Annotated in this window: 26 protein-coding genes and 1 riboswitch; of the genes, 8 read left to right on the top strand and 18 right to left on the bottom strand. The window is 39.7% G+C overall.

All coding sequences use genetic code 11. The features are described 5' to 3' along the window. Positions 1-49: 49 nt before the first annotated feature. Positions 50-193, top strand: a complete 144-nt coding sequence (locus NP781_RS09380; RefSeq protein WP_221682271.1) for a hypothetical protein — start codon at positions 50-52, stop codon at positions 191-193. A 5-nt stretch (positions 194-198) separates the two neighbouring features. On the opposite strand, the gene NP781_RS09375 is transcribed toward NP781_RS09380, so the two are convergent. The 4 genes from NP781_RS09375 to NP781_RS09360 all read right to left on the bottom strand — a co-directional run bounded on the left by NP781_RS09375 (position 199) and on the right by NP781_RS09360 (position 2267). Then, the gene (locus NP781_RS09375) at positions 199-753 is read right to left on the bottom strand and encodes a hypothetical protein (RefSeq protein WP_221682272.1); all 555 of its coding nucleotides are present in this window, start codon (positions 751-753) and stop codon (positions 199-201) included. A 72-nt stretch (positions 754-825) separates the two neighbouring features. Beyond that, positions 826-1326: an NUDIX hydrolase gene (locus NP781_RS09370; protein ID WP_257522102.1), complete on the bottom strand. Its 501-nt coding sequence runs from the start codon at positions 1324-1326 to the stop codon at positions 826-828. A gap of 8 nt (positions 1327-1334) precedes the next feature. Beyond that, positions 1335-1709 (bottom strand): hypothetical protein, encoded by a 375-nt coding sequence (locus NP781_RS09365; protein WP_221682274.1) that lies wholly within the window; start codon positions 1707-1709, stop codon positions 1335-1337. A 105-nt stretch (positions 1710-1814) separates the two neighbouring features. After that, complete coding sequence (locus NP781_RS09360) at positions 1815-2267, bottom strand: hypothetical protein (RefSeq protein WP_257522101.1); 453 nt, start codon at positions 2265-2267, stop codon at positions 1815-1817. A 315-nt stretch (positions 2268-2582) separates the two neighbouring features. On the opposite strand from NP781_RS09360, the gene NP781_RS09355 reads away from it, so the two are divergent. Continuing rightward, complete coding sequence (locus NP781_RS09355) at positions 2583-2768, top strand: GNAT family N-acetyltransferase (RefSeq protein WP_257522100.1); 186 nt, start codon at positions 2583-2585, stop codon at positions 2766-2768. 333 nt (positions 2769-3101) lie between these two features. On the opposite strand, the gene NP781_RS09350 is transcribed toward NP781_RS09355, so the two are convergent. Both NP781_RS09350 and NP781_RS09345 read right to left on the bottom strand, forming a co-directional pair. After that, positions 3102-3323, bottom strand: coding sequence for a helix-turn-helix domain-containing protein (locus NP781_RS09350; protein ID WP_257522099.1), 222 nt, complete (start codon positions 3321-3323; stop codon positions 3102-3104). Positions 3324-3347: 24 nt separating this feature from the next. Then, complete coding sequence (locus NP781_RS09345; protein ID WP_221682277.1) at positions 3348-3737, bottom strand: hypothetical protein; 390 nt, start codon at positions 3735-3737, stop codon at positions 3348-3350. A gap of 66 nt (positions 3738-3803) precedes the next feature. Between NP781_RS09345 and NP781_RS09340 the strand changes: the two genes are divergently transcribed. Next, positions 3804-3962: a hypothetical protein gene (locus NP781_RS09340; RefSeq protein WP_202342117.1), complete on the top strand. Its 159-nt coding sequence runs from the start codon at positions 3804-3806 to the stop codon at positions 3960-3962. Between the two features lie 658 nt (positions 3963-4620). On the opposite strand, the gene deoD is transcribed toward NP781_RS09340, so the two are convergent. Both deoD and NP781_RS09330 read right to left on the bottom strand, forming a co-directional pair. Then, entirely contained in the window at positions 4621-5328 is a 708-nt protein-coding gene (deoD, locus tag NP781_RS09335; RefSeq protein WP_048395686.1) for a purine-nucleoside phosphorylase, read from the bottom strand. A 111-nt stretch (positions 5329-5439) separates the two neighbouring features. After that, positions 5440-5658, bottom strand: a complete 219-nt coding sequence (locus tag NP781_RS09330; RefSeq protein ID WP_257522098.1) for a YozE family protein — start codon at positions 5656-5658, stop codon at positions 5440-5442. Positions 5659-6079: 421 nt separating this feature from the next. On the opposite strand from NP781_RS09330, the gene NP781_RS09325 reads away from it, so the two are divergent. Beyond that, on the top strand, positions 6080-7747 hold the full coding sequence (locus NP781_RS09325; RefSeq protein ID WP_257522097.1) for a methyl-accepting chemotaxis protein: 1668 nt from the start codon (positions 6080-6082) through the stop codon (positions 7745-7747). Positions 7748-7999: 252 nt separating this feature from the next. Here NP781_RS09325 and msrB read toward each other — a convergent pair whose 3' ends face one another. The 5 genes from msrB to NP781_RS09300 all read right to left on the bottom strand — a co-directional run bounded on the left by msrB (position 8000) and on the right by NP781_RS09300 (position 11697). Next, positions 8000-8428 (bottom strand): peptide-methionine (R)-S-oxide reductase MsrB, encoded by a 429-nt coding sequence (msrB, locus tag NP781_RS09320; RefSeq protein WP_048395692.1) that lies wholly within the window; start codon positions 8426-8428, stop codon positions 8000-8002. Then, positions 8421-8954 (bottom strand): peptide-methionine (S)-S-oxide reductase MsrA, encoded by a 534-nt coding sequence (msrA, locus tag NP781_RS09315; protein WP_221682279.1) that lies wholly within the window; start codon positions 8952-8954, stop codon positions 8421-8423. Before msrA ends, msrB begins: the two co-directional genes overlap by 8 nt. Positions 8955-8966: 12 nt before the next feature. Further along, complete coding sequence (locus NP781_RS09310; protein ID WP_004230217.1) at positions 8967-9548, bottom strand: YpmS family protein; 582 nt, start codon at positions 9546-9548, stop codon at positions 8967-8969. 18 nt (positions 9549-9566) lie between these two features. After that, positions 9567-10481, bottom strand: a complete 915-nt coding sequence (locus NP781_RS09305) for a GDSL-type esterase/lipase family protein (protein WP_257522096.1) — start codon at positions 10479-10481, stop codon at positions 9567-9569. Between the two features lie 373 nt (positions 10482-10854). Further along, the gene (locus NP781_RS09300) at positions 10855-11697 is read right to left on the bottom strand and encodes a DegV family protein (RefSeq protein WP_202342112.1); all 843 of its coding nucleotides are present in this window, start codon (positions 11695-11697) and stop codon (positions 10855-10857) included. 275 nt (positions 11698-11972) lie between these two features. Here NP781_RS09300 and NP781_RS09295 point away from each other — a divergent pair, with 275 nt between their 5' ends. Beyond that, complete coding sequence (locus tag NP781_RS09295) at positions 11973-12608, top strand: PAQR family membrane homeostasis protein TrhA (RefSeq protein ID WP_016993322.1); 636 nt, start codon at positions 11973-11975, stop codon at positions 12606-12608. 14 nt (positions 12609-12622) lie between these two features. On the opposite strand, the gene NP781_RS09290 is transcribed toward NP781_RS09295, so the two are convergent. Further along, positions 12623-13117, bottom strand: coding sequence for an HIT family protein (locus tag NP781_RS09290; protein ID WP_257522095.1), 495 nt, complete (start codon positions 13115-13117; stop codon positions 12623-12625). Between the two features lie 59 nt (positions 13118-13176). Further along, positions 13177-13653, bottom strand: coding sequence for a dihydrofolate reductase (locus tag NP781_RS09285; protein WP_221682282.1), 477 nt, complete (start codon positions 13651-13653; stop codon positions 13177-13179). 160 nt (positions 13654-13813) lie between these two features. Between NP781_RS09285 and NP781_RS09280 the strand changes: the two genes are divergently transcribed. Both NP781_RS09280 and NP781_RS09275 read left to right on the top strand, forming a co-directional pair. Further along, on the top strand, positions 13814-14731 hold the full coding sequence (locus NP781_RS09280) for an alpha/beta hydrolase (protein WP_257522094.1): 918 nt from the start codon (positions 13814-13816) through the stop codon (positions 14729-14731). Positions 14732-14793: 62 nt separating this feature from the next. Further along, entirely contained in the window at positions 14794-15987 is a 1194-nt protein-coding gene (locus NP781_RS09275; protein ID WP_257522093.1) for a class I SAM-dependent rRNA methyltransferase, read from the top strand. A 241-nt stretch (positions 15988-16228) separates the two neighbouring features. On the opposite strand, the gene NP781_RS09270 is transcribed toward NP781_RS09275, so the two are convergent. The 3 genes from NP781_RS09270 to NP781_RS09260 all read right to left on the bottom strand — a co-directional run bounded on the left by NP781_RS09270 (position 16229) and on the right by NP781_RS09260 (position 20010). Further along, complete coding sequence (locus NP781_RS09270; RefSeq protein WP_257522092.1) at positions 16229-18217, bottom strand: S9 family peptidase; 1989 nt, start codon at positions 18215-18217, stop codon at positions 16229-16231. A gap of 71 nt (positions 18218-18288) precedes the next feature. Further along, on the bottom strand, positions 18289-18966 hold the full coding sequence (locus NP781_RS09265; RefSeq protein WP_257522091.1) for a precorrin-3B methylase: 678 nt from the start codon (positions 18964-18966) through the stop codon (positions 18289-18291). Between the two features lie 51 nt (positions 18967-19017). After that, on the bottom strand, positions 19018-20010 hold the full coding sequence (locus NP781_RS09260) for an ABC transporter substrate-binding protein (protein WP_221682287.1): 993 nt from the start codon (positions 20008-20010) through the stop codon (positions 19018-19020). Positions 20011-20171: 161 nt separating this feature from the next. Continuing rightward, positions 20172-20359: riboswitch (cobalamin riboswitch) on the bottom strand. Between the two features lie 182 nt (positions 20360-20541). Here NP781_RS09260 and NP781_RS09255 point away from each other — a divergent pair. Then, positions 20542-22479 (top strand): elongation factor G, encoded by a 1938-nt coding sequence (locus NP781_RS09255; RefSeq protein ID WP_257522090.1) that lies wholly within the window; start codon positions 20542-20544, stop codon positions 22477-22479. Positions 22480-22596: the final 117 nt, after the last annotated feature.

Raw genomic sequence — 22596 nt, 5'->3', positions numbered from 1 at the left:
TTTGGAAATTCCTGTTACAATCATTGTATAAATAGAAAGTAGGTGCAAGATGGAATTACTAGTTATCATTCTTATTTTTGCGGGGATTTTTGCTATATATGATTCCATTAGACGAGTTAACAAAACTATTTTGGAGCAAACGGAGGAACTAAAGAAATTACGAGAGGCGCTGAAAGGTAAGGATAAAAATTAGAGGGGCTAATACTTTTGCTTTGGATAATCCATCGAATTAGCAATATCAATCAGGACTTCAGCCGTCACTTGATCTGCCACATCTCGATCAATACTAAAGACATATTGCCAATTGTCTCTTTCAAATACAAGTAAATGAAAACCAATTCGTGGATTTTCAATATAGGCTGCCTCACTGCCATTTTTCAGCTTAAATACATCCGTTTTATATTTTTCAAATGACATTTTATGTTGAACTGGTCGAACCTTGATTTTGAAATGATTTTGTGGCAATTGATCACTGATCATTACCACCTCCAGCTGATCATTCATTTCTCCTTCCAAATCACTAAACCTTCCAAAGTGATGCGTAAAGCTGATTGGCGGTACTCGTAGGGGTAGCTTCAGCTCTTTATTATAGTGGTGTTCGAACTCTTTTACGGCTATTTCTACTGTTTTATAGCCGATTTCAGGAAGAAATTCTTCAAGAGGTTGTGGCGAATCACTGTCCTTTGCAGAAACCAAATAAAAAGGGGAAACATACGCAAATAAAGATAGTCCAATAAGAATACGCTTGTTCATATTAACGCTCCTCTATCCTGTTTGAGTATAGATTAACCTTCTGAATCAAAATTATGCTGGCACTGATCACTATCATGGCATAGTCTTATCGTTAAAAATGGACGTAAAATAGCGAAGTGTCGGTACTACTTTATTCGCGTGTAGCATCTTTTCAAGCTCTAGCTTTGTGACCCATTGAACAGCTGTCACTTCCTCCTCTTGAAGCATGGTGTCACAAATTTCAAAGCTTTGTTCAAATAACCAAACATCGTAAAAATCATTGAAACAATCACGACGCTCACTCTTTACTAATTGTCCATTAGTCCTCAATAATGATATCCCGATTTCCTCTTCCACCTCCCGAATAGCCCCGTCCAAACTACTTTCACCCGCGACTATAGAGCCTCCCGGACATTCCCATAAATGAGGATAATGTTTATTGGGATGTCTTTTTGTTAGAAGGAATTTTCCCTTGTTATTGCAAATCCATACGTGCACAACGATATGGTAATCTTCAGCTGCTAATTTTGTCCCACGTACATGATGCTTATTTGTTTTTTTGCGATTTTTATCATAAATATCCCAGACTTCCATTGAGCACCTCATTTCTGAATTTGAACAAGCACATACTGCTTCGTCCACATTTCCGTCGTCACAATGGAACGTTCATCATTTTTTTCGAAAAATAGACCGCTCCCCTCTTTTTCAAGAAATGCCCATCCTTCATTAGCCATCATTTGCTGAATGTCCTCGTCTACCTTCTGTATGCCCCTAGCTGAGAGGGCTGTGAGGTACCAAGTTGCCTTCTTATCATTGGAGAGCGCCACTAAATCGAAGGAGGATGCATTTAATTTTTGTATGGCTTCCTTTGGTGTAAGGGAATCGATTGGCAAAGGAGGATATAATAATTTATTGCTATCAATAAAGACCGCACTTACTACGAAAAGAGCTGCTATTAGTAAACCTATTTTTTTCAAAGCTCACTCTCCTCCTTGTCTGGTTAAGAATCGGCTGCTAAAATTTATCTGTAAAAGAGAGCTTCTATTTTAAAGCGGTCATACGTTTATTTTTTTCATTGCTATTCAAGCTTTTAATAATGAAGAAAAGTTATAGAAAGCGTTTAAAACATCTTCCCCTAATGGATCAGCAAATGCTTGATTTTCAAATGGGAAGATGCCTTCATTCTCTAACTGCTCCAAATATTTTTTGAAGCCTTGATCTATAGCCTCCATATACCCCCTAAGAGAAAATTGATAATTAAAGATTCTTTCGATAGGATAATGACTTTTATGTTCAATTAATATGTATTCACCATCGCAGGAAAAAATATAGTAATCATAGTTTCCGTGACAATCTATCATTACTTCATTTGTATTACCTTGATAAAAACGGGTGAGCGTGGAGAAAAATTGCGGGATGGCTATAAAGGCTAAACCAGATCTAAAACTAAAAAGTTGTTCATCATTTGACACATCAAATTGAATATCTCCACTCTCTAAATTAATTTTAATCGTACACATATACTTATTTTTCAAAAATATACCCCCTCTATAAACCTATACATTTCATATTTTACCTTATTAAGTAAATAAACTATAGAAGATGTTATCATTCTGTTTATAAAGATTTAATAGGAGGTGATAAATTTCATCATTAGAAAGGCAACTATAAAGATGCGAAAGGTATTGGAAAAGTACATGTTGATAGTTGGTGAACAACCTATAAGCATATTGTACCAGCAAAATATTAAAGTAAATTATCCTACGAACAAAAAACGCAATGTTGGACACAACAAATTGCCGACAAAACGAAGTATGTCCTAGTAGCTGAAAATGAATTAGGCGACATTATTGGCTTCACATCTGCAAGTAAAAGAGACTCAACACCTACCCTATTCCAATTATGTAGAAACGCTCTATCTTTTAGAAGACTATCACGGAAAAGGGATAGGAAAACAATTGCTGAAGGAAATCTTTCATTACTTTCATCAAAAAAACTACCAAACTATATTTGTTGAAGTCTTAGCTATAGAATAAAACACGTTATTTTTATGAACATTATGGGGCGTAGCTTATAAAAAGCTTGGAAATTACAATTGGTGGGAAAGTGTTAGAAGAGTTAGTGTACGAATGGAAAGATATCGAAGAAGCTATAGAAAAACTAGTGTAATAAAATTGATTTTTCTAGTCAAAGTAAATAAGGAAAATGTTTTCAGAGATGATTGACAAATATATGTAATTATCTTTCAACAACAAAGGCCATTCATCACAAGTGACTTTTAATTGTATACTTACTATACGGCTCGTATGCTTCCTCTTGCGAAAACTACTAGGTGACAGATGTACATATTTGCTGAACGTTTTTCCCAATTACGAGCCGCCTGCGAATCCTGTTTTCAAAGCAATATCCTGCAACTTGTCATTTGTGCCAAGTAGCATATGCTTTGCTTGAGCAATTCGAATTTGATTAACATATTCTGCATAGCTCCAACCTGTTTCCTTCTTAAACAATGAGGAGAAATAGCTTTCGTTAAAACCAGTGAGGTTGGCCATAAAAGAGCGAGTTAGCGGTGCTTCAAAATGTTGTTTCATATAGGTAACTGCCTGTTGAATCGCTTAATCATGTGTCACAAAACTGATATCGATATTCTTTCTTTCAAAAATCGTATCAAGCAACTCATGCAGTAGCAAATGGAGCTTAGGAGTGGCATTTACCTTTTGTGTTTGCTGAAACTGCTCCAACAAATTTTTCAGCAGTCCTTCTGTATATCGAGGAAATTCCATAACCTGTCTATACCCTGGCAAATGGGCTGTATCAGCCACATAGAGCAGCGTGTTTTGCTCATCCATGAATAAATTCCACTGCTTTACAACAAACCGTATAGCCTCGCAAAACTCTGCTAAAGGGCTGCTTCGGTTTGTTGTAAGTTCCTTCGTAATTGAAACAATTGAGCTTATCTTGCAGCCTACTGTAGCTGAAGTAAACCTTATTTCCTTATTTACCATTTTACTTCCAACTAATACTTTGCTATGTTATGATTTCTTTATAGAGGGTTATTTGGAGGTTATTATATGCGACATTATTTAGTTTACGCTCTATTACTAATGATGATTTTTATTGCAACGCTTAACTCTTGGGGTGATACATCTAAAACAGTATGGTATGTAATTGCATCTATAAGCATTACCTGTTTAATGCTAATGAAAACAATTGAGCGAAAAAAACACTAATTAATAGGCCTATTATTGCCTGCGGTATTAGTAAATCTCAACTTTTATCTACTTACCACCTCTGTACTAACTCATACACCTTACTATGTTACGATAGAGTTTTCAGCTAACCAGGAAAAAAGGTAGTTCTTTTTAGAGAGGATACTTCATGATGAATAGATTAAAAGCAGTAGGATTTGTTTTATGAATACTTATAATTCAGGAGATATTTTAATTAGTGCTTTCTCGATTTTCTGGTTACTATTTTCTCTAGTTCCAATTGTTTTTTCCTTTGGTTTGCTATCCGTACAACTAAGCAATAAAAAAGGCAATCCAGATAATTAGAGGAAATCAATAAAAAATTAAAACGTACATAAGAGATTTCATCAACCATTCGACACTTGAAACAATTTCCCGTCATGCATCAAACTAGGTACTTGTGCTTAAAATTACGCACAAGTCCATTTGTAAATGCCACGTCAATCACTTCGAAAACCTCTAGCATGTCTCTCACAACGTTCCATTTAATCATTCATTAAATTCATATGGCTTGTTTGTGAAAGTTTGACGGGACACTAAAAAAGCCCATTAGGCTCTGATTTATTCAGTCACCTAACAGGCAATTCGTGTAAAGGTTTGTCCTTTGATATTAAATCCAAACCATAAATCCTTGATACGCTTAGTCTTGAATCGCTGCGTCTAAAGCTACCACGATCATGTCATTGAATGTTGTTTGACGTTCTTCAGCAGTCGTTACTTCACCTGTGATGATATGGTCACTTACTGTTAGAACAGCAAGTGCTTTACGGCCGAATTTTGCCGCTAATGTGTAAAGAGCTGCTGATTCCATTTCTACCGCTAGTACGCCGTATTGAGCTAATTTTTCGTTTTGGTGCTCATCTGAGTAGAATAAATCTGCTGTGAAGATATTCCCTACTTGTAAGTTAAGACCTGCATCCTTACCTGCATTGTATGCTTTTAATAAAAGATCAAAGTCAGCGATTGGTGCGAAATCAATAGCACCACCCCAAATGATTTGGTTCATACGTGTATCAGATGTTGCTCCTTGTGCTAAAATCACGTCACGTACTTTTACATCTTTTTGAATTGCACCACAAGTACCTACACGGATTAATTTTTGAACATCATATTCTTGCATTAATTCTGTTGCATAGATTGAAATAGATGGCACACCCATACCAGTTCCTTGTACAGAAATACGTTTTCCTTTATACGTACCAGTGTATCCAAACATATTACGTACTTCGTTGTAGCAAATTACATCTTCTAAAAATGTTTCCGCAATGTATTTTGCACGTAATGGATCTCCTGGAAGTAAAATTGTGTCAGCGATTTCACCTTTTTTTGCATTAATATGAATACTCATACTGCAATCCCTCTTTTCTGTCAGTTATCACTATAAATAATACTGTGTTTCTGTCATTTACGCAATGCTAGACGTCTAGCAACTACAAAATTATTTATAGTTTTCGTACAATTATGCTTGTTCCTCATAAAGTGACCACAAAGTATCAAAGGTCTGGATTGTTAAGTTTTCCGTTGCATAGGTTTCTATATAGTCGGACAACTCATTAAAGTCTGTGCTCTGCTTTGGAAAATTATGCTCATGAAACACTTCCTCTGCAAAGCGTACTTTAGGGTCAGACCAATCGCCACCTCGAAAGGTTAGGACATATAAATAAAAACTTTTCTTCATCGAACAAATTCCCCTTTTTACGCATTGGCTTTTCGCTAGTGTATCAAAAAAAATTGTATTCGTCATAAATTCCACTACTACTATATTTTATCCACTTATGATTTTAGAACTATTTTCATAGTCTATCCTGACTTTTGTCATAGTTATTTTATCTGAAAAATTTTAATTTTTAGAAATAAAGATAGAAAAATCTAGCAAAATAAGATAAAATTGAAATCGATTATTTAAAAAATAGGAAGGTGATGGCGATGAAAAAGACTAAAAAAACCCATGGTACAGCGAAAAAACGCCCGTCTCTCTTTACTTTTAGCTTTTTTAAGAAGAGGAAAGCTTCTACACAAGGGGAAACTGGGAAAAATCCCCTCCTATTAAAGAAAAACGACAACGTTTTTACCATTTAATTCGGGGTAAAGTGCTTATTATGTTTGCACTTCTTATTGTAATTAACGGTATTATGGGTATATTGTCCTATGTTAATATACAAAACTTGCAGCACCAAATGGAAGATTTCACAAAGAAAAATGTGCAGGAGCAACTAACGGTGAATCAACTTGCCTATGAGATTGCTAGACTGACCAATTTAGAGCAATCGTATTTAATTACGGGTAACGGCATTTATTCTACTTCTTATCATTTAAAAATAGATACCATTAATAAAAAGCTAGCCGCTTTGAAAGATCAATTTCAAGATCGACAAGTGGAACTCGGTCATATGCAAGCTATCGAGCAATATTATAAAAATTACCTTGATTATTCAGATAAAGTCATGACAATGCGTGATGAGCTCGGTCTTGAGCAGGCTCGTAAACTGATGATGGGTGCTACTGGGGAAACAATGAAAACGCATATCGATCAAAACATTGAGACCATTAATACTGTCATGGACGATTCCAATAAAACAAAATTAGACAAGCTTAACCAGCAGGTAAATATTTCTATCACTACATTCTTTCTCGTTTCAATCGTTGGCTTTTTAGCGATTGTAATTTTTGGCTTTATGCTATTTAAATCATTAAAACGTAATACACAGGCGATTAATGACTCTATCCTTGATATTGCGCAAGCAGGAGGCGATTTGACAAGACGTGTAAATGTACGTAATCGTGATGAATTTTCGATTATTGCAGCCTCGACAAATACGTTAATTGAGTCGATTTCTAACTTAATTCGACGCGTAAGTGAGTTGGCGGATCATGTATCAAGCAGCAGTCAGGAGCTAATGTCCTTAGCAGATGAAAATGCGCGTACCATTCAGGATATTGCGGATGCGACAGCAGATATTGCGAGTGATAGTGACAATACAATTTCCAGTATGAATAGTGCGCAGCAAAAAATGAGCGACTTAGAGCATTCAATGCATCAATTAAATGAGCAAGCGAGTGCTGTCCATCGTGCCTCTATCGCCATGCAGCAAGCAGCCGATGAGGGTAGCCGCTCTGTTGAGCAATCATCACTCGTCATGCAATCCATTGAAGAAACAATGGCTTCTACAACATCTACTGTGGAGGCGTTGGGTCGTAAATCTGCGGATATTACGTCCATTATTGGTACGATCACGGCCATTTCTGAGCAAACGAATCTCCTCGCTTTAAATGCGGCGATTGAAGCGGCAAGGGCTGGCGAGCATGGACGAGGCTTTGCTGTCGTAGCCGATGAAGTTCGCAAACTAGCAGAGCAATCCCAAAGTGCAGCGAAAGAGGTGACAACGATTGTCACATCCATCCAAGATGAGGTCACATCCATCATTGCTCAAAATCACGAGGGTGTGACAACGGTCATCCGAGGCGTTGAAGTAACAAACGAAACAAATCAATCCTTAGCCAATATTTTATCGCATACCGAAGAAACAACGTCCATCATCGCGGCCATGGTGGATAAAATTGCAACAACGCTTGAAAATAGCAATGCGGTGGCAAGTGACTTCATTCATGTCAATGCCTACGCAGAACAATCCGCGGCCAACACCGTGACATCTGCGGCAGCAGCCACACAAGGCTCCGCATCCATGCAGGAAATCAACGCCGCAGCCACTGAGCTTGCCCAACAAGCAGATAGCCTACGCAACCTCGTGAGCGAGTTTAAAGTTTAAGCGAACTGAAAGAGAGGGAGAACCAATTTTTTATTGGTTCTCCCTTGACTTTGCGGGGCTATCCCTCACTTTGAGCATTCTATCCCCTACTTTTTCAGGTTTATCCTCCACTTTCAGATTTCTATCCAATTATTTGAGAGCTATCCCCCTAATTTGCGGGGGCTATGCGCCACTTTTAGATTTCTATCCTTCTAAACTGCTGTGTCATGACCACAAAAAAACCTAGCAAGGAGCTACCTTGCTAGGTTTTTACTATTTAAATAGTGCTAGGTATTCGCCATAGCCTTCTTTTTCTAAATCTTCTTTTGCGATAAATCGAAGCGCTGCTGAGTTAATGCAGTAGCGTAAGCCGCCTTGCTCACTTGGGCCGTCTGGGAAAACATGTCCTAGATGCGAATCCGCTTCTTTACTGCGTACCTCCACACGACGCATACCGTGAGATGTATCGAAATGCTCGGTTACCTGTTCTTTTTCAATCGGCTTTGTGAAAGCTGGCCAGCCACAGCCTGAATTGTATTTATCGAGTGAGCTGAATAAAGGCTTGCCAGACACAATGTCTACGTAGATGCCTTCTGCAAAATGGTCATCAAATTCATTACGGAATGGTGGCTCTGTGCCATTTTCCTGTGTTACATAGTATTGCATCTCTGTTAATTCTTTTAAACGTTGTTCCTTATTCATGTTTGTTCCCCCAGTGTTGCTCCTGAAACGCTCGACGACCTGATCCAATCGAATAGCGCTCATAGTGCATTGGATTTTTCTTATAATACTGTTGATGATAATCCTCAGCCGTATAAAACGTAGTGGCAGGTAAGATTTTTACCATAATTGGTTTATCAAATTTGCCAGACGCTTGTAAATCCGACTTTGAACGTTCAGCTAGCTCACGCTGTTCTTCGTTATGATAAAAAATAGCCGTTGTGTAGGATTCTCCACGGTCGTAAAATTGCCCGCCTGCATCTGTTGGGTCAATTAAAGTCCAATAAATCGCAAGTAGCTGCTCGTAGCTATATAACTCATCATCAAATTTGATTTGTACAGCTTCCACATGCCCTGTTGTTTCCGAGCAAACCTGTTCATAGGTAGGATTTTCAACATGTCCACCTGTATAGCCTGAGATTACGGAATCAATCCCAGGTGTTTCGTCAAAAGGCTTGACCATACACCAAAAACAGCCTCCCGCAAATGTTGCATATTGCTTTGCCATTCATTTCACTCCTTATTCACCAGGAACAATAATTTCCAATAAGATTTTATCCTTTGGTAAGTCCAACTCTTTAGCACGTACACGTGAACCAGAGGCAATGTTAATACGCGATAAATCAATATATATTTCTGCTTTATTCGGATTCACGGTAATCCAAGAGGGAAATTCCACCGAATCGCGCATGATTTTCATTGTCGTTTCTGGTGGAATGTTTAATAACCCTACATTCATGCCTGTCTGTTTTAAAATAATATTTCCCTTGTCATCCACAATGGGGTCAAAATTCATGGAAATAGGGATTTCCGTATAAAATACCGTTAGTGTGCTACGTAATTGAATATCATCCCCAATTGTGAAATCCAGTGGTAAAGGAGAGCCTTTCGCTGCATCCTTTAGGTATTTTTTTGATATCGATTCTAATTCCTTTGTTGTGGTTTGCACCACGAGTACATTCCCTTTGCTTTCACTTTCACCTGCTGAACTCTTCGCAACATGGACATCATCCACTGGTCTAGTTGCTAAAAAAACGACGAGGAGGATTGCAAAAAGCACTGTGCCCGCTAAGGCGAAAAACGCGACTTTCCATTTATTCATTTTGTCACTCCTCGAAGCCTATTGCCTTGTTAATCTTTTTTCCATACCACACTGCTCCATTGCTGCTAGTATACGCTCTGTCATTTTTTCATACCCCTTTGCATTCGGGTGAAAAAAGTCTGTATGATAGACGAGCTCTTCATTTGAATCAAACAAATCTTCTACTGATACGTAACAAGCATTGGAATCCTTGCTGGCTACTTCCTCAATCACATTATTCCATTCTGTGATAATCGTATCAAATTCATTCGCCTCATTGGTTACAATCGAAAAAGGATTGTAAAAACCAATGAGTAATAAGGGCACTGTCGGATTTTTAGCACGAATGCCTTCTACGATTTTGCTGTAACGTTCCTTGTATGCCAATAATTCCTTATCAAAAGCATCACGTTTCAGGTTAAATAAATCCTGCCTGACGACCTTCATGACATCATTGCCACCCATTGTTAAGGAAATTAGCTGGGCTTCTTGCAGCTCTTCATCATAATGCCCTTTTTTCACTAATTTTAGTAGCTGATCACTGCGTCTACCACGTTTGCCCCGATTATCAACCTCTACATCCGAAATCGAAGGCCATGCGAGCAATGAATCTGCTAATCTTCCAACATAACCGTCTTGACTATACTCATCACCGACACCATCTGTCAACGAATCTCCCAGTGCCAAGTAATGTAGTTGCTTTGCTTGTTCTTCATCAATTTGCGATAAATCCTCTGCTGATGGCTCAAAAAAATGTTCAAAAATTTGCGTCAACATATTCTTAGATGTTTTTTCCTCATCTTCTGTTTGTTGCTCATCCTGCGGTATATCTTGCTCCGTTCCTGCTTGCTCACCTTCAGGTTCTGCTTGCGGATTCGGTTCATCGATTGATATTGCACAACCACTTAGTACTAAGACGGTCAAACATGACAACATAAATCGCCAAATGTCCATTTGACCACCTTCCATCCCTTTCTATTACTTCTATTATAGAATAGTTCATGTCGCAATGAAAAGTGACTTACCCTTAGTTCTCCATAATTTTGTGCTCTTGCCAAATTTCCTCACTCAATAATGATAAATAATTAGGAAGATTTCTGATTATTTTTGGTGGCACCATGATCACTGTTTGATTGAAGCTGCTCTTCTTTGGTGGAAAACGCTCACAATTTGATTGGAGCCGCTCTTTTTTGTTAGCAAAGTGATCACATTTTTATTGAGGACGCTCATAGTTAGTCGAAAACTGCTCATCCCTCTTGTCAAAGTTGCTAGGAGAAGCACGCATAAAAAAAGCCACTACATTTACTTATGTAGTAGCTCCTTCTTATTATTCTGCAAAATAAATAAAACCAATTGCTCCTGGACCTGTGTGTGTCGAGATGATTGGAGATGTAAAGGCAATTTCAACATCGTTAAAGCCGGTTTCTTCGATCAGCGCTTTTAATGGGTTACCCATCGTTACTAGGCCATCTGCATGGGAAATGCCGACTGCCTTCACTGTTTTTCCAGCTGTATCTGCTTGGAATTGTTTAAATAAAAAATTGACTACTTGTTTATGACTACGTACCTTTGACACAGGATTGTATACGCCACCTTCAAGGTTGGCAATGACTTTGATGTTTAGGAGAGAACCGATAAAGCCTTTTCCTTTACCAATTCGACCGCCTTTGATTAAGTTTTCGAGCGTGTCTACAATAACGTATAAATGTGTATTGTCTCGTACCTTTTCTAAACGTGCCACGATATCCTCCACAGTGGCGCCTTCATCTCGCATACGGATTGCCTCTCGTAGTTGGATAGCTAAACCAATCGCGATAAAGCGTGAGTCAATGACTGTCACATCAGCATCTGTCATTTGTGCTGCTTGACGGGCTGATTCTACCGTTCCACTCATACCGCCAGTCATATGGATGGAGATAATTTGATCGCCATCTTTACCGAGCTCATCATATAATTCTTTAAACTTACCTGGTGCTGGTTGTGAACTTTTCGGTAAATTTTTTGCATTTTTCATTAAGCCTAAAAAAGATTGTGGCTCTAAGTCCACTCCATCTGTATATGTTTGACCATCAATTTGAATCGTTAAGGGCACGATATGTATGCCATGTTGTGCTACTTCTTCTTTTGTTAAATCACAAGTTGAGTCCGTTACTATATGAATTCGTCTCACTTCGACACATCCTTTTACTTCATTAAAATTTATTATATAGACTAATGAATCATTATGTAAACATGACATTTGTCATTAGGCAAAGCTCTGTCCTAGCTCGCATGTAAACGCTACCTTGGATACTATAGCGTTTTCACCTACCTCCTGTCTATCAATGCCCCTCAAAGAATATGACAGGCTTATGACATTTTTGATATGAACTATATGACAAATGTAAATGTTCATCTATAAATTATTGGGGTATAGTAAATGTATGAACGAAAGGAGTGTTTCAAATGGTTGATTCATTTGACTATAAATCATGGAGGGAAGAGCTGTGGAATGCCATAACACACGGTATTGGTTTCATTGCTAGTATTCCGGCACTGGTTGTTCTACTGTTAGCAGCCGTACAAACAGGAAATGCCCTACATATTACAACCTTCAGCATTTTCGGTGCGTCTGTCATCATTCTGTTTTTAATGTCTACATTACTACACAGTATGCCAGAAAAATATAAACACTTTTTCGCTATTTTGGACCATTCGTCCATTTATATTTTAATTGCCGGCACCTATACGCCGTTTTTATTAATTGCCGTTGGTGGTACCCTTGGATTGACGCTACTATGTATTATTTGGTCGTTGGCTGTGCTTGGTGTGTTGTTTAAATGTTTCTTTATTAATCGCTTTGAAGTACTTTCCTTAATTTTTTATATTGGCATGGGCTGGTTAATTATATTTGCCATTAAGCCCGTTTATCTGTATTTAGGTTTACATGGCTTTGCTTTACTGTTAGCAGGCGGGCTATTTTATACGATTGGAGCCATCTTTTATGCATGGCGCTCTCTGCCCTTTAATCATGCGATATGGCATCTCTTTGTACTAGCGGGCTGTGCGTCTATGTATGCCTGTGTGTACTTCTATTTATAAAAAAATCGCTCCCATCATATGGAGCGATTTTTTATGTATTCTCTTAAAAACATAATGCCTTCCCTTACCTCTTTTTCATTCTCTTCATGATTCAATTGATTTCGAGCATGAAGTAAAACTGGCCTTAAGGATTCCACGGATCGCCCAAATGCATGCATCCACTCATAGCGTGGCACCATCCAAGTATGGAAGTGATGGGTCGTATCTTCATTGTAAAAATAATAAACGTATTCTATGTCCAATACTTCCCTTTGAGCCTTTCTGATTGTTGTTAAGAGGTTGATATAGTCCATTTTTTCATCATCGTTTAATTCATCAAAGCAATGAATGTGACGCTTGGAGGCTAAAATGACTAATCCCTTGATAGGATACGCTACATCTTGGTGAGCGTGAAAATAATCTGTTTCAATCACTACTCCTCCATTGGGTGCTACCTGTCCACTAGTGATGGCACAGCTCAAACAATCAACATGTGCAATTTCTCCACTCGATAAGGTTATTTTACGCATCAATATTCCCCCTACTTACAGAAGAAGGACGGTCCTACAAAACCGTACTTCTCTCGCTGTTATTTTCGTTCAAATATTTGATATTGGAATGTATAGCCTTCTGGGGCTGTTTCAGGCTCCTCTGAAGAGACTTGAACAAAATCTTGCTCATAGCTCGGGAAATAGGTGTCTCCCTGAAAGGCGTGATTAATTTTTGTGATATACAAGCGATCAGCTATCTCCATCACTAAACGGAAAATTTGCTCGCCGCCAATAATCATCACCTCAGGTACATCTCCAGCTAGCGCTAATGCTTCTTCCAAGCTCGTCACAGTTTCAATGCCTTCTGCCTGATAGTTTTCATCACGTGTAATGACAATGTTGCGTCGCCCTGGAAGTGGTCGACCGATGGATTGAAATGTTTTACGTCCCATAATCATAGGCTTGCCCATTGTTTTTTGTTTAAAATACTGCAGATCCCCAGGTAAATGCCAAGGCATCCCATTGTTATATCCGATGACGTGATTGTCATCATGTGCCACAATTAAAGAAATCATACTGTCCCTCCAAATACTTTCGTCCCTTTTATTATAAACATAATGCGCTTATTTCACCTATTTTTAAATAAATAAACATTTGTTACACCTAAATCCTATTAAAATTATATGAATAGTTTATAATAAGAATAACAAACCTCTCAATAAAGGAATGATGAAGATGATAACTTTAAGAAAAGAAGCTGTTCAATATCTAGAAACTCAGCGTGCTGGTACACCTTATTACAAAGTTTCACCGCAGGAAGCGAGAGCCATGCGGATGGTTACACAATGGCAATCTGCACACAAACCGAAGCTAGCATCCATTGAGGATCACAAAATTACAGTGCGAGATGGCGAACAAATTACAGTTCGGCTTTATACGCCTGTACTCGGTAAAACATTACCTGTTATTGTTTATTATCATGGTGGAGGCTGGGTCTATGGCAATCTAGAATCTGTTGATGCAGGCTGCCAGCTATTAGCAGACCAGGCACAGGCGATTGTGGTATCAGTGGATTACCGCTTAGCACCTGAATATCCTTTCCCAATACCCTTACATGATGCCTACGATAGCTTAGTGTGGGTGCACGATCATATGGAAGCCTTAGGTGGCGATGCAAGTCGATTATCAGTTGCTGGGGACAGTGCTGGCGGAAATTTGGCTACTGTGGTTGCATACTTAGCTACTGCACTAGAGGGACCATCGTTACACGCTCAAACACTCATCTATCCTGTTACAAATGTCGATTTTTCAACAGTATCTTATCTGGCATATGGTGAAGATTACGGCTTAGATACACAAGCCATGCAGTGGTTCTCTCATCACTATACAGAGGAAGCAAACTTCACAAATCCACTTGTGTCCCCTCTTCAGCTAGAGGAAGTCCGTAACATGCCGAAAACGTTTATTATAGCTGCAGAGGCAGATGTACTCTTTGATGAGGGTCTAAGCTATGCACAGAAGTTAAAGGCTGCTGGTGTGGTAGTGGAACATATTACAATGCCAGGTTTAATCCATAGTTATTTCAGTAAAATGAATTATTTTGAAGACGCAACGATTGAAACCGTGACAAAAATTGCGCAATTCCTGAAATAAGTTTGGCTATCCCGTGCAAACAGTGCGATAATAGAGCAAAACGTTTTTTAAAGGATGACACTATGACACAAACAATAGCTCTACAAATACAACAGCCCTTTTCTGATCAATTAAAAAAAGGCTTCCCACTTATTTCAAAAGATGCGGTTGATGCACGACGTTTACCTGCTGAGCAAGGAACACTCAAGCTCATGGATCACCATAACCGTTTTATTGGAACAGGTTACTATGGCGTCCAAAACAAAGGGATTGGCTGGGTACTAACGACCGATCCGAATGAAACAATCGATAAAGCTTTTTTTATAAAAAAATTCAAAAAAGCCATCGACAATCGTGCTGCATTTTTTAGCAATGAAAACACAACAGCCTTTCGTGTGTTTAATGGTGAAGGAGATGGCATTGGCGGTCTCACGATTGATTTTTTTAACAGTTACTATATGGTAAGCTGGTATAGTGAGGGCATTTACTCATTTAAAGAAGTGGTGTATGAGGCGCTTGCTGAGACAGTGGACTACCAAGCTATTTATGAGAAAAAACGCTTTGATACCAAAGGACAGTATATCGAGCAGGATGATTTTGTGATGGGCACGCCAGGAGAATTTCCTATCATGGTGAAGGAAAATGGTATGACCTATGCTGTGCATTTAAACGATGGCGCGATGACAGGGATTTTTCTCGATCAGCGTGAGGTACGATTGGCTATTCGTGAGCGTTATGCCAACAATACAGATATGCTGAATACATTTTCCTATACAGGAGCATTTTCTGTGGCAGCCGCTCTAGGAGGAGCCATCAAGACAACGAGTGTAGATGTGGCAAAGCGTAGTCTAGCCAAAACGATTGAGCAATTTAGTGTCAATCATATTGATTATGAGGCTCAGGATATAAAAGTCATGGATGTCTTCCATTATTTTAAATACGCACAGCGTCATGCTTTACAGTTTGACCTTGTCATATTAGACCCACCTAGCTTTGCACGTACGAAGCAAATGACCTTTTCAACGGCAAAGGACTACCCTAAATTACTAAAGGACACGATTGCCATTACCGCTAAAAACGGCATCATTGTGGCTTCCACAAATAATGCCAGCTTCGGCATGAAAAAGTTCAAAGGCTTTATCGACCAAGCCTTTAAAGAGACTCATACACGCTATAAAATCGTTGAGGAATATGGTTTACCAAAAGATTTCCGTGTACCACGTGAATACCCTGAATTTAATTATCTGAAGGTCGTGTTCATCCAGAAAATCGACTAACCAATCGAGAATCACACCATGCTGTGATTCTTTTTTCTGTATCATTAAATAACGGTTCTTATACAACAATTTATTTATATAATTATAAAGCAAGTAGAGAAGATGTTTGGTACCTTTATAATAAAGGTGAACAAATCCTTTACCATGAGATTTTTCAAAAGATTGAATCGTTATAAACAATCATACAGGGCTTTTCTATTAAAAGTAGCCTAAGAAGATATTCTCTTCTTAGGCCACCCTATTATAGATATTTTACAAACCAATCACGAATATATTCAAGTCGATTAATTCGCAATGTGGGCTTTCCACTTCTTGACAGTTCATGATTCGCCTCAGGGAAACGCACGAATTTTGTTTGTTTTTTACGATACTTTAAGGCGATAAACAATTGCTCTGCCTGCTCAATTGGACAACGATAGTCTTTTTCACCATGTAAAATCAATAATGGTGTCTCCACTTTGTCTACATACTTCAGCGGCGAATGATGCCATAGCTTCTCTATATCATCGAGTCCTGCTTGAATTTGCCAGTCTGTAAAGTAATAGCCGATATCACTGACACCAGCAAAGCTAATCCAGTTCGAAATGGAGCGCTGCGTCACAGCTGCTTTAAAGCGATTTGTATGGCCCACAATCCAGTTAGTCATAAAACCACCGTAGCTTCCACCAGTTACTCCTAGACGATCCTGATCAATAAAATCATAGTGCTCCAGAGCGTAGTCTACCGCTGCCATTAAGTCCGCATAATCATTACCACCATAATCGCCACGTACTGCATCAACAAATTTTTGGCCATAGCCATGACTACCACGCGGATTAGTGTAAAGCACTGCAAAACCTTGTGCAGCAAGGATTTGGAATTCATTAAAGTAGGTATTGCCATACATTGCATGTGGACCACCGTGGATTTCAAGAATGAGAGGATACTTCTTCCCTGCTTCATAGCCAACTGGCTTCATAATCCAGCCATTGACCTTCCAGCCTTCTGCACCTTCAAATTCTATACTCTCTGGAACAGCTAATGTTTTGGTCTTTAAAAATTCTTCATTAATGGACGTCAACTGTTCTGTGTCACCCGTTTTTAGGTTCACATAAAACAGATCGCCTGGATTGGTCGTTGTGCTAATAGCCACAATAGCCTGATCGTTTTGCGCATCAAGTGAGAAGCCATAAACATATTGATCATCATGGATAGCTGGGTAAATTTCGCCATCTACATTTCCGTAATAGATCGCCGCATTGCCGTGATCTGTGACTTGGAAGTAGAAGCTATGATTATCATTCATCCATTGCACACGTGGTGACGCTACACCTTGCAGGAAATCACCGATGACAAAATCACCGACAGGCGCATCAAATTCACTTGTTACACAGTTTAGTAGTTTTTGCTCCATGTCATAAATCCAAAGCTTCGCTTGTGTGGCATTTTCAAATTCACGTTCTCCTCCTACAAAAGAAAGATAGCGACTATTCGGAGACCAAGCCGTTTGGTAATATGCTCCCGAACCTTCTGTTAGCTTGTGACTCTGTTTCGTTTCAAACTCCAATAAATAGATATCCACATTGAATGAGAAATCTAAATCCTCCGCTTTATCTGCTAAATACGTAAGGTATTTGCCATCTGGCGACCAAGTACCCAGATGGAAGTACTCTTTGCCTTCTGTCACTTGTTCTAGCTCTCCTGATTCCACATTGACAATGGCAATATGGGTAAACTGTTCCATATCAATAAATCCACCAGCATCCGATTTGTGTTTCATTTTCTCGATTTCTAGTGGCTTTAGATCTTTATCCTTTTTCTTCTCATCCTCCGCTTTATCTAGGATGGTTTCATCTTTCCCTAGCACGACTGAAAAAGCAATTTTCTTGCCACATGGTGACCAGACAGGGGATGTCGCTCCATTTTTACAATGTGTCACCTGTTTTGCCTCTCCACCTGCTTTCGAAAGAACATAAATTTGTGACTTACCTGTTCTCGTTGACAAAAATGCAATTTGACTGCCATCTGGTGACCAAACAGGGGAACTCGTTCTATCTTCACAAAATGTCCATTGCTGTGGTGTTTTGTCCTTCAAGTTTATGTAAAACAAATTCGATATATAGTCATTTTTCTTCTCGTCCATACGAGTCTCTACATAAACTACCTCTGTCCCATCTGGTGAAAGCTGTGGATCTGCTACTGATTTTAAGCGATAAAGATCTTCTGGTTGAATCCCTTGTTTCGATGTCATGTTCTTGCTCCTTTGTATTGTAATTTTCTGTGCCTTACTACAATACTTCGACACCCTAAGTAATATTCCTGCTATTTAATTGAATTTTTTACTAGTTCCCAATATTCTGCGGACTTTGTTCTGCAATAAAATTTGTAAAAGGGCTCATTTGGGCGAGCATGCTCCTTATATAGGTTGATCAGGTGCAGTAAAAAATCTTCAATTTGTGTGACGTCTACCCTCTTAGCGAATAACGTACCAGCCTGTGCCTTTGCTCCCATCGGTACTGCCCCTAAATAGACATCAAAGCTTTCTTGATGGTAAACGAGTCCAATATCATCATAGACTGCATTGTAGCAAGCTGATGCACAGCCATTAATATTGACACGCACTCTTGCAGGTACCTTCATCCCCGCTATGGCATGATAGAGCTGTTCGGTTATCGGCGCAGCCTCCATTTTCTCCCCATCACAAAAATCGCAGGCCTTCATGGCCATGATTGGACCAGAGGGAGCAACATAGAGACCTGCTTCCTGTAAGGCTTGCACCGCTTCTGTGGCATCGCACGTTGGTATGGATACGAGTATACTATAGGAAGCAGAATATTTTATCGCCCCCTTTTCGCCAGCAATTTCGGCTATTTTTTGAAGTTGTGCAGGCGTATAATGCTTATTAATAATGCCAGGGCTAACGGCTAGACGGGTAAACTCACCATGACGGTTCAGTGTCTCAAATGTTTGATCAGGTACATTTTTTTGAAATGCATTCATTTTTATCGCTCCTTATAAAAAAGGAGCTAGCAAAACGCTAGCTCGAATGGATTAAAAGTTTTCAGGATAGAAGCCCTTGGCTAAAATTTCAATGGCCTCTGCTGCACGAACCCCTTCAGACGCTGCTGAAAGTGGCAGGATGACAAAGCGCTCATTTTTGACCGCTTCCATCTCCTTCAATGCTGGATCATTTTTTAAGAATTGGATCTTTTGGTCTGCCGTTGTTTCACCGTAATCAATCACGACAACTACCTCTGGGTTGCGGTCTACTGCATCTTCCTTCGACACAGTTGTCCATCCTGATTCCACATCACCAAAGATATTTTGACCACCCGCGATTGTCACCAGCTCATTCATAAAGTTTTGACCAGCTGTAAATACATCCTTTTCACCGCTATCAAACACAAGAACACGTAATTTTTCGCTATCTTTTGGTAATTTAGCTTGTACTGCCTCTACATCTTTCGTCATTTGCTCAATTAAAGCTTCGCCACGATCCTCAATACGGAAAATCTTCGCGATATGGCGAATATCAGTGAAAATATCCTCTAATGTTGGCTTTGTCATGTTGGAAGCCGTATGTAAATACGTATGGATGCCTAATTCTTCAAGCTCTTCTGGTGTGCCTACACCCTTTTCGCCAAAGCCACTTTTCCAGCCTGCATATAGGAAATCTGCCTCGGCATCAATGACTTGCTCCTTCGTTGGGTATTGATCGGAAAGCACAGGGACTTTGTCGTATGCCTCTTGCAGTGGCTCATAGATTTTATCATCTAAGTAAGCTGTCCCTACCATAGAATCCTCTAAGCCAAGTGCTAGCATAATTTCTGTCACATGCTGATTTAAGCTAATCGCTTTTGTTGGTGCTTCCGTATATGTTTGACTTGTGTCATTGTTTTCAATGGTTACTTCGGCTGCCGCCTCAGATGGCTCAACCTTTTCACCTTGTGCTGCTGATTCCGTTTTGTCTTTTGCATTACAAGCCCCTAAAACAGCGACCAAGGCAATGATCATCATTAGCCATATACTTTTCCATTTCTTCATGTCCTTTTCTCCTTTGTTGTTAAAATATAGAAAGAAATCAGAGATTTCTTTACTACCCAGGTGTTTGGAAGGGCATAAAAAAACCCTCTTGTCGCCAAGAGAGTAGCATAGTGAAATAACGGTATATTACCTGTATCACTATCCCCATCCTCGTGGTTCTTAGTCAAAAAATACATACTGGCAGGTATCCTGGCTTAGGTTCATCATCTATACGCCTTCCCATAGTTTCACTACAGTGGCATGCTGTATAGACTCCCCATTTACAGTTGCGGGACAGCATCGGAATTGCACCGATTTCCCTTTTAAGCAAATGACAAATGCCATTTGCACCAATACGTTCTATAATGGTCAATACTATTGATAGACTAGCAGAAGAATATTTATCGCGCAATCAGTAGTATGACACTAAAAGTATAATCATCATTATATTAGCACTATTTCGACATAAAGACGAACTATTTTACAAGAAATATAGAAGCTAGTATTCTGTTACAATAAAAAGATAGCATTCTATAGAAACGAGGATTTCTTATGTACAAAACAATTGGTGTACTTGCGCACGTGGATGCAGGGAAAACGACCTTTTCTGAGCAAGTACTTTTTCATACAAATAGTATCCAAGCCCGTGGTCGAGTTGATCATCAGGATACCTTTCTTGATAATCACGAGCTGGAGCGCAGACGAGGCATTACGATATTTGCCGAGCAGGGGCGTATGAGCATTGGCGATGATACATACACATTGATTGATACGCCAGGGCATGTCGATTTCTCCCCTGAGATGGAGCGTGCCATTCGTGTGATGGATTATGCCATTATGATCATTAGCGCTGTCGAAGGGATACAAGGCCATACAGAAACAGTATGGCAACTTTTACGTCAATACCATGTCCCTACCTTCTTCTTTATCAACAAAATAGATCGTGAGGGTGCCAATGTGGAGGCTGTCATCAGCCAGCTTCGCAAAGATTGCTCACAGCATATATTGTTCATCGATGAGCCATTGCGAGCAGACTATGTATCAAATAGCATCATGGAATGGCTAGCGGAGCGCGACGAAAAATTGCTTGATGCCTTTCTGAATGAGTCATTGGAGCATGAACAGTGTCTTGCTCAGTTACAGGGAATGATTAAAAATGAATGTGCCTTCCCTTGCTTTGCTGGCTCTGCCTTAAAGGATGAGGGCATTCAGGAATTTCTTGACCAGCTCCCGCTGTTAACGAGTACCGATTTTGACAAGGTTGCCCCGTTTGAGGGAGAGGTTTTTAAAATTCGTCATGATGGTCACCAGCGTTTAACCTTTATGAAGGCGGTCAAGGGTTCATTGCATGTGCGGGATGAATTTTCATTTAGCGAAGTAACAGAAAAAGTAACTGAAATTCGCCTTTATAACGGCAGTCGCTATGAGACCGTTCAACAGGTAGAGGCGGGAGAAATTTTCGCTGTCAAAGGGCTGAGCCAGGCAAACATTGGGGATCGAATCGGTACAACGATGCTATCCCAGCCCTATGAGCTTGTCCCAACCTTACAGGCAAAGGTTCAATATGAGGGCGATCAGCATATCAAGGAAGTGCTCCAATTTTTCCGTTTACTCGAAGCAGAAGAGCCATCCTTGCGTGTGGTCTGGCAGGAAAAATTTCAGGAAATCCATGTGCATATTATGGGTGTCATTCAATTAGAGGTCCTGACAGAGGTATTCATGACGCGTTTTTCAATAGCTGTCTCCTTTGGTGAGCCGCAAATTTTATATATGGAAACCATTGCGACCCCCGTAACAGGCTATGGTCATTTCGAGCCCCTCAAGCATTATGCCGAAGTTCATTTATTAATGGAGCCAAATCCACGTGGAACAGGTAATACCTTCAGCAATGCCTGTCATGCAGATCATTTATCTTTAGGCAATCAGCGCCTTGTTGAAAAGCATCTGTTTGAGCGTGACCATCATGGGCTACTGACAGGCTTCCCTGTAACAGATATTCATTTTACACTTCTAACAGGTCGCGGGCATAATGAACATACATCGGGGGGAGATTTCCGCGAAGCCAGTTTCCGTGCACTGCGTCAGGGGCTGGAGCAGGCACAAAATGTCCTACTTGAACCCTATTATCGCTTTAAAATGAAGGCTTCAAACGACTTTATCGGCCGTATGATGAATGATATTCAGCAAGCAGCAGGCACATTCGATGACCCGATTTTATCCGAAACGGATGTTATCCTAACAGGTCGTGCGCCTGTTGCCACTTTAATGAGCTACAGTACAACCTTTGCCGCCTATACAAATGGGAAAGGTGCACTCACTCTCCAATTTGATGGCTATGATGTGTGCCATAATACAGAGGATGTGATTGCACAGATTGGCTACGATAAAAATGCAGACCCTGAGTATAGTTCCTCTAGTATCTTTTGTGCAAAGGGCAAAGGATATTCGGTTCCATGGCAAGAAGCACAGGCAGCCATGCATTGCCTGTAGGATGGGGTGATTTTGTTCGCGTGAAGGCATTACTTGCTTTCGCGGGTATTCTTCGCACTAGCGCGGGTATTTCACTTGCTTCCGCAGGTATTCGTCGCACTAGCGCGGGTATTTTTC

This window comes from Lysinibacillus sp. FN11, from assembly GCF_024628845.1.
GTDB classification, from domain to species: Bacteria; Bacillota; Bacilli; order Bacillales_A; family Planococcaceae; genus Lysinibacillus; species Lysinibacillus capsici.
This window is presented reverse-complemented; position numbering and strand designations above follow the sequence as displayed.

Excerpts from the sequence above, each read along its gene's own strand:
- NP781_RS09380 (WP_221682271.1), top strand. The coding sequence starts at position 50 with ATGGAATTACTAGTTATCATTCTTATTTTTGCGGGGATTTTTGCTATA.
- NP781_RS09375 (WP_221682272.1), bottom strand. The coding sequence starts at position 753 with ATGAACAAGCGTATTCTTATTGGACTATCTTTATTTGCGTATGTTTCC.
- NP781_RS09370 (WP_257522102.1), bottom strand. The coding sequence starts at position 1,326 with ATGGAAGTCTGGGATATTTATGATAAAAATCGCAAAAAAACAAATAAG.
- NP781_RS09350 (WP_257522099.1), bottom strand. The coding sequence starts at position 3,323 with ATGAAACAACATTTTGAAGCACCGCTAACTCGCTCTTTTATGGCCAAC.
- NP781_RS09345 (WP_221682277.1), bottom strand. The coding sequence starts at position 3,737 with ATGGTAAATAAGGAAATAAGGTTTACTTCAGCTACAGTAGGCTGCAAG.
- NP781_RS09340 (WP_202342117.1), top strand. The coding sequence starts at position 3,804 with ATGCGACATTATTTAGTTTACGCTCTATTACTAATGATGATTTTTATT.
- deoD (WP_048395686.1), bottom strand. The coding sequence starts at position 5,328 with ATGAGTATTCATATTAATGCAAAAAAAGGTGAAATCGCTGACACAATT.
- NP781_RS09330 (WP_257522098.1), bottom strand. The coding sequence starts at position 5,658 with ATGAAGAAAAGTTTTTATTTATATGTCCTAACCTTTCGAGGTGGCGAT.
- NP781_RS09325 (WP_257522097.1), top strand. The coding sequence starts at position 6,080 with ATGTTTGCACTTCTTATTGTAATTAACGGTATTATGGGTATATTGTCC.
- msrB (WP_048395692.1), bottom strand. The coding sequence starts at position 8,428 with ATGAATAAGGAACAACGTTTAAAAGAATTAACAGAGATGCAATACTAT.
- msrA (WP_221682279.1), bottom strand. The coding sequence starts at position 8,954 with ATGGCAAAGCAATATGCAACATTTGCGGGAGGCTGTTTTTGGTGTATG.
- NP781_RS09310 (WP_004230217.1), bottom strand. The coding sequence starts at position 9,548 with ATGAATAAATGGAAAGTCGCGTTTTTCGCCTTAGCGGGCACAGTGCTT.
- NP781_RS09305 (WP_257522096.1), bottom strand. The coding sequence starts at position 10,481 with ATGGACATTTGGCGATTTATGTTGTCATGTTTGACCGTCTTAGTACTA.
- NP781_RS09295 (WP_016993322.1), top strand. The coding sequence starts at position 11,973 with ATGGTTGATTCATTTGACTATAAATCATGGAGGGAAGAGCTGTGGAAT.
- NP781_RS09290 (WP_257522095.1), bottom strand. The coding sequence starts at position 13,117 with ATGCGTAAAATAACCTTATCGAGTGGAGAAATTGCACATGTTGATTGT.
- NP781_RS09285 (WP_221682282.1), bottom strand. The coding sequence starts at position 13,653 with ATGATTTCTTTAATTGTGGCACATGATGACAATCACGTCATCGGATAT.
- NP781_RS09280 (WP_257522094.1), top strand. The coding sequence starts at position 13,814 with ATGATAACTTTAAGAAAAGAAGCTGTTCAATATCTAGAAACTCAGCGT.
- NP781_RS09275 (WP_257522093.1), top strand. The coding sequence starts at position 14,794 with ATGACACAAACAATAGCTCTACAAATACAACAGCCCTTTTCTGATCAA.
- NP781_RS09270 (WP_257522092.1), bottom strand. The coding sequence starts at position 18,217 with ATGACATCGAAACAAGGGATTCAACCAGAAGATCTTTATCGCTTAAAA.
- NP781_RS09265 (WP_257522091.1), bottom strand. The coding sequence starts at position 18,966 with ATGAATGCATTTCAAAAAAATGTACCTGATCAAACATTTGAGACACTG.
- NP781_RS09260 (WP_221682287.1), bottom strand. The coding sequence starts at position 20,010 with ATGAAGAAATGGAAAAGTATATGGCTAATGATGATCATTGCCTTGGTC.
- NP781_RS09255 (WP_257522090.1), top strand. The coding sequence starts at position 20,542 with ATGTACAAAACAATTGGTGTACTTGCGCACGTGGATGCAGGGAAAACG.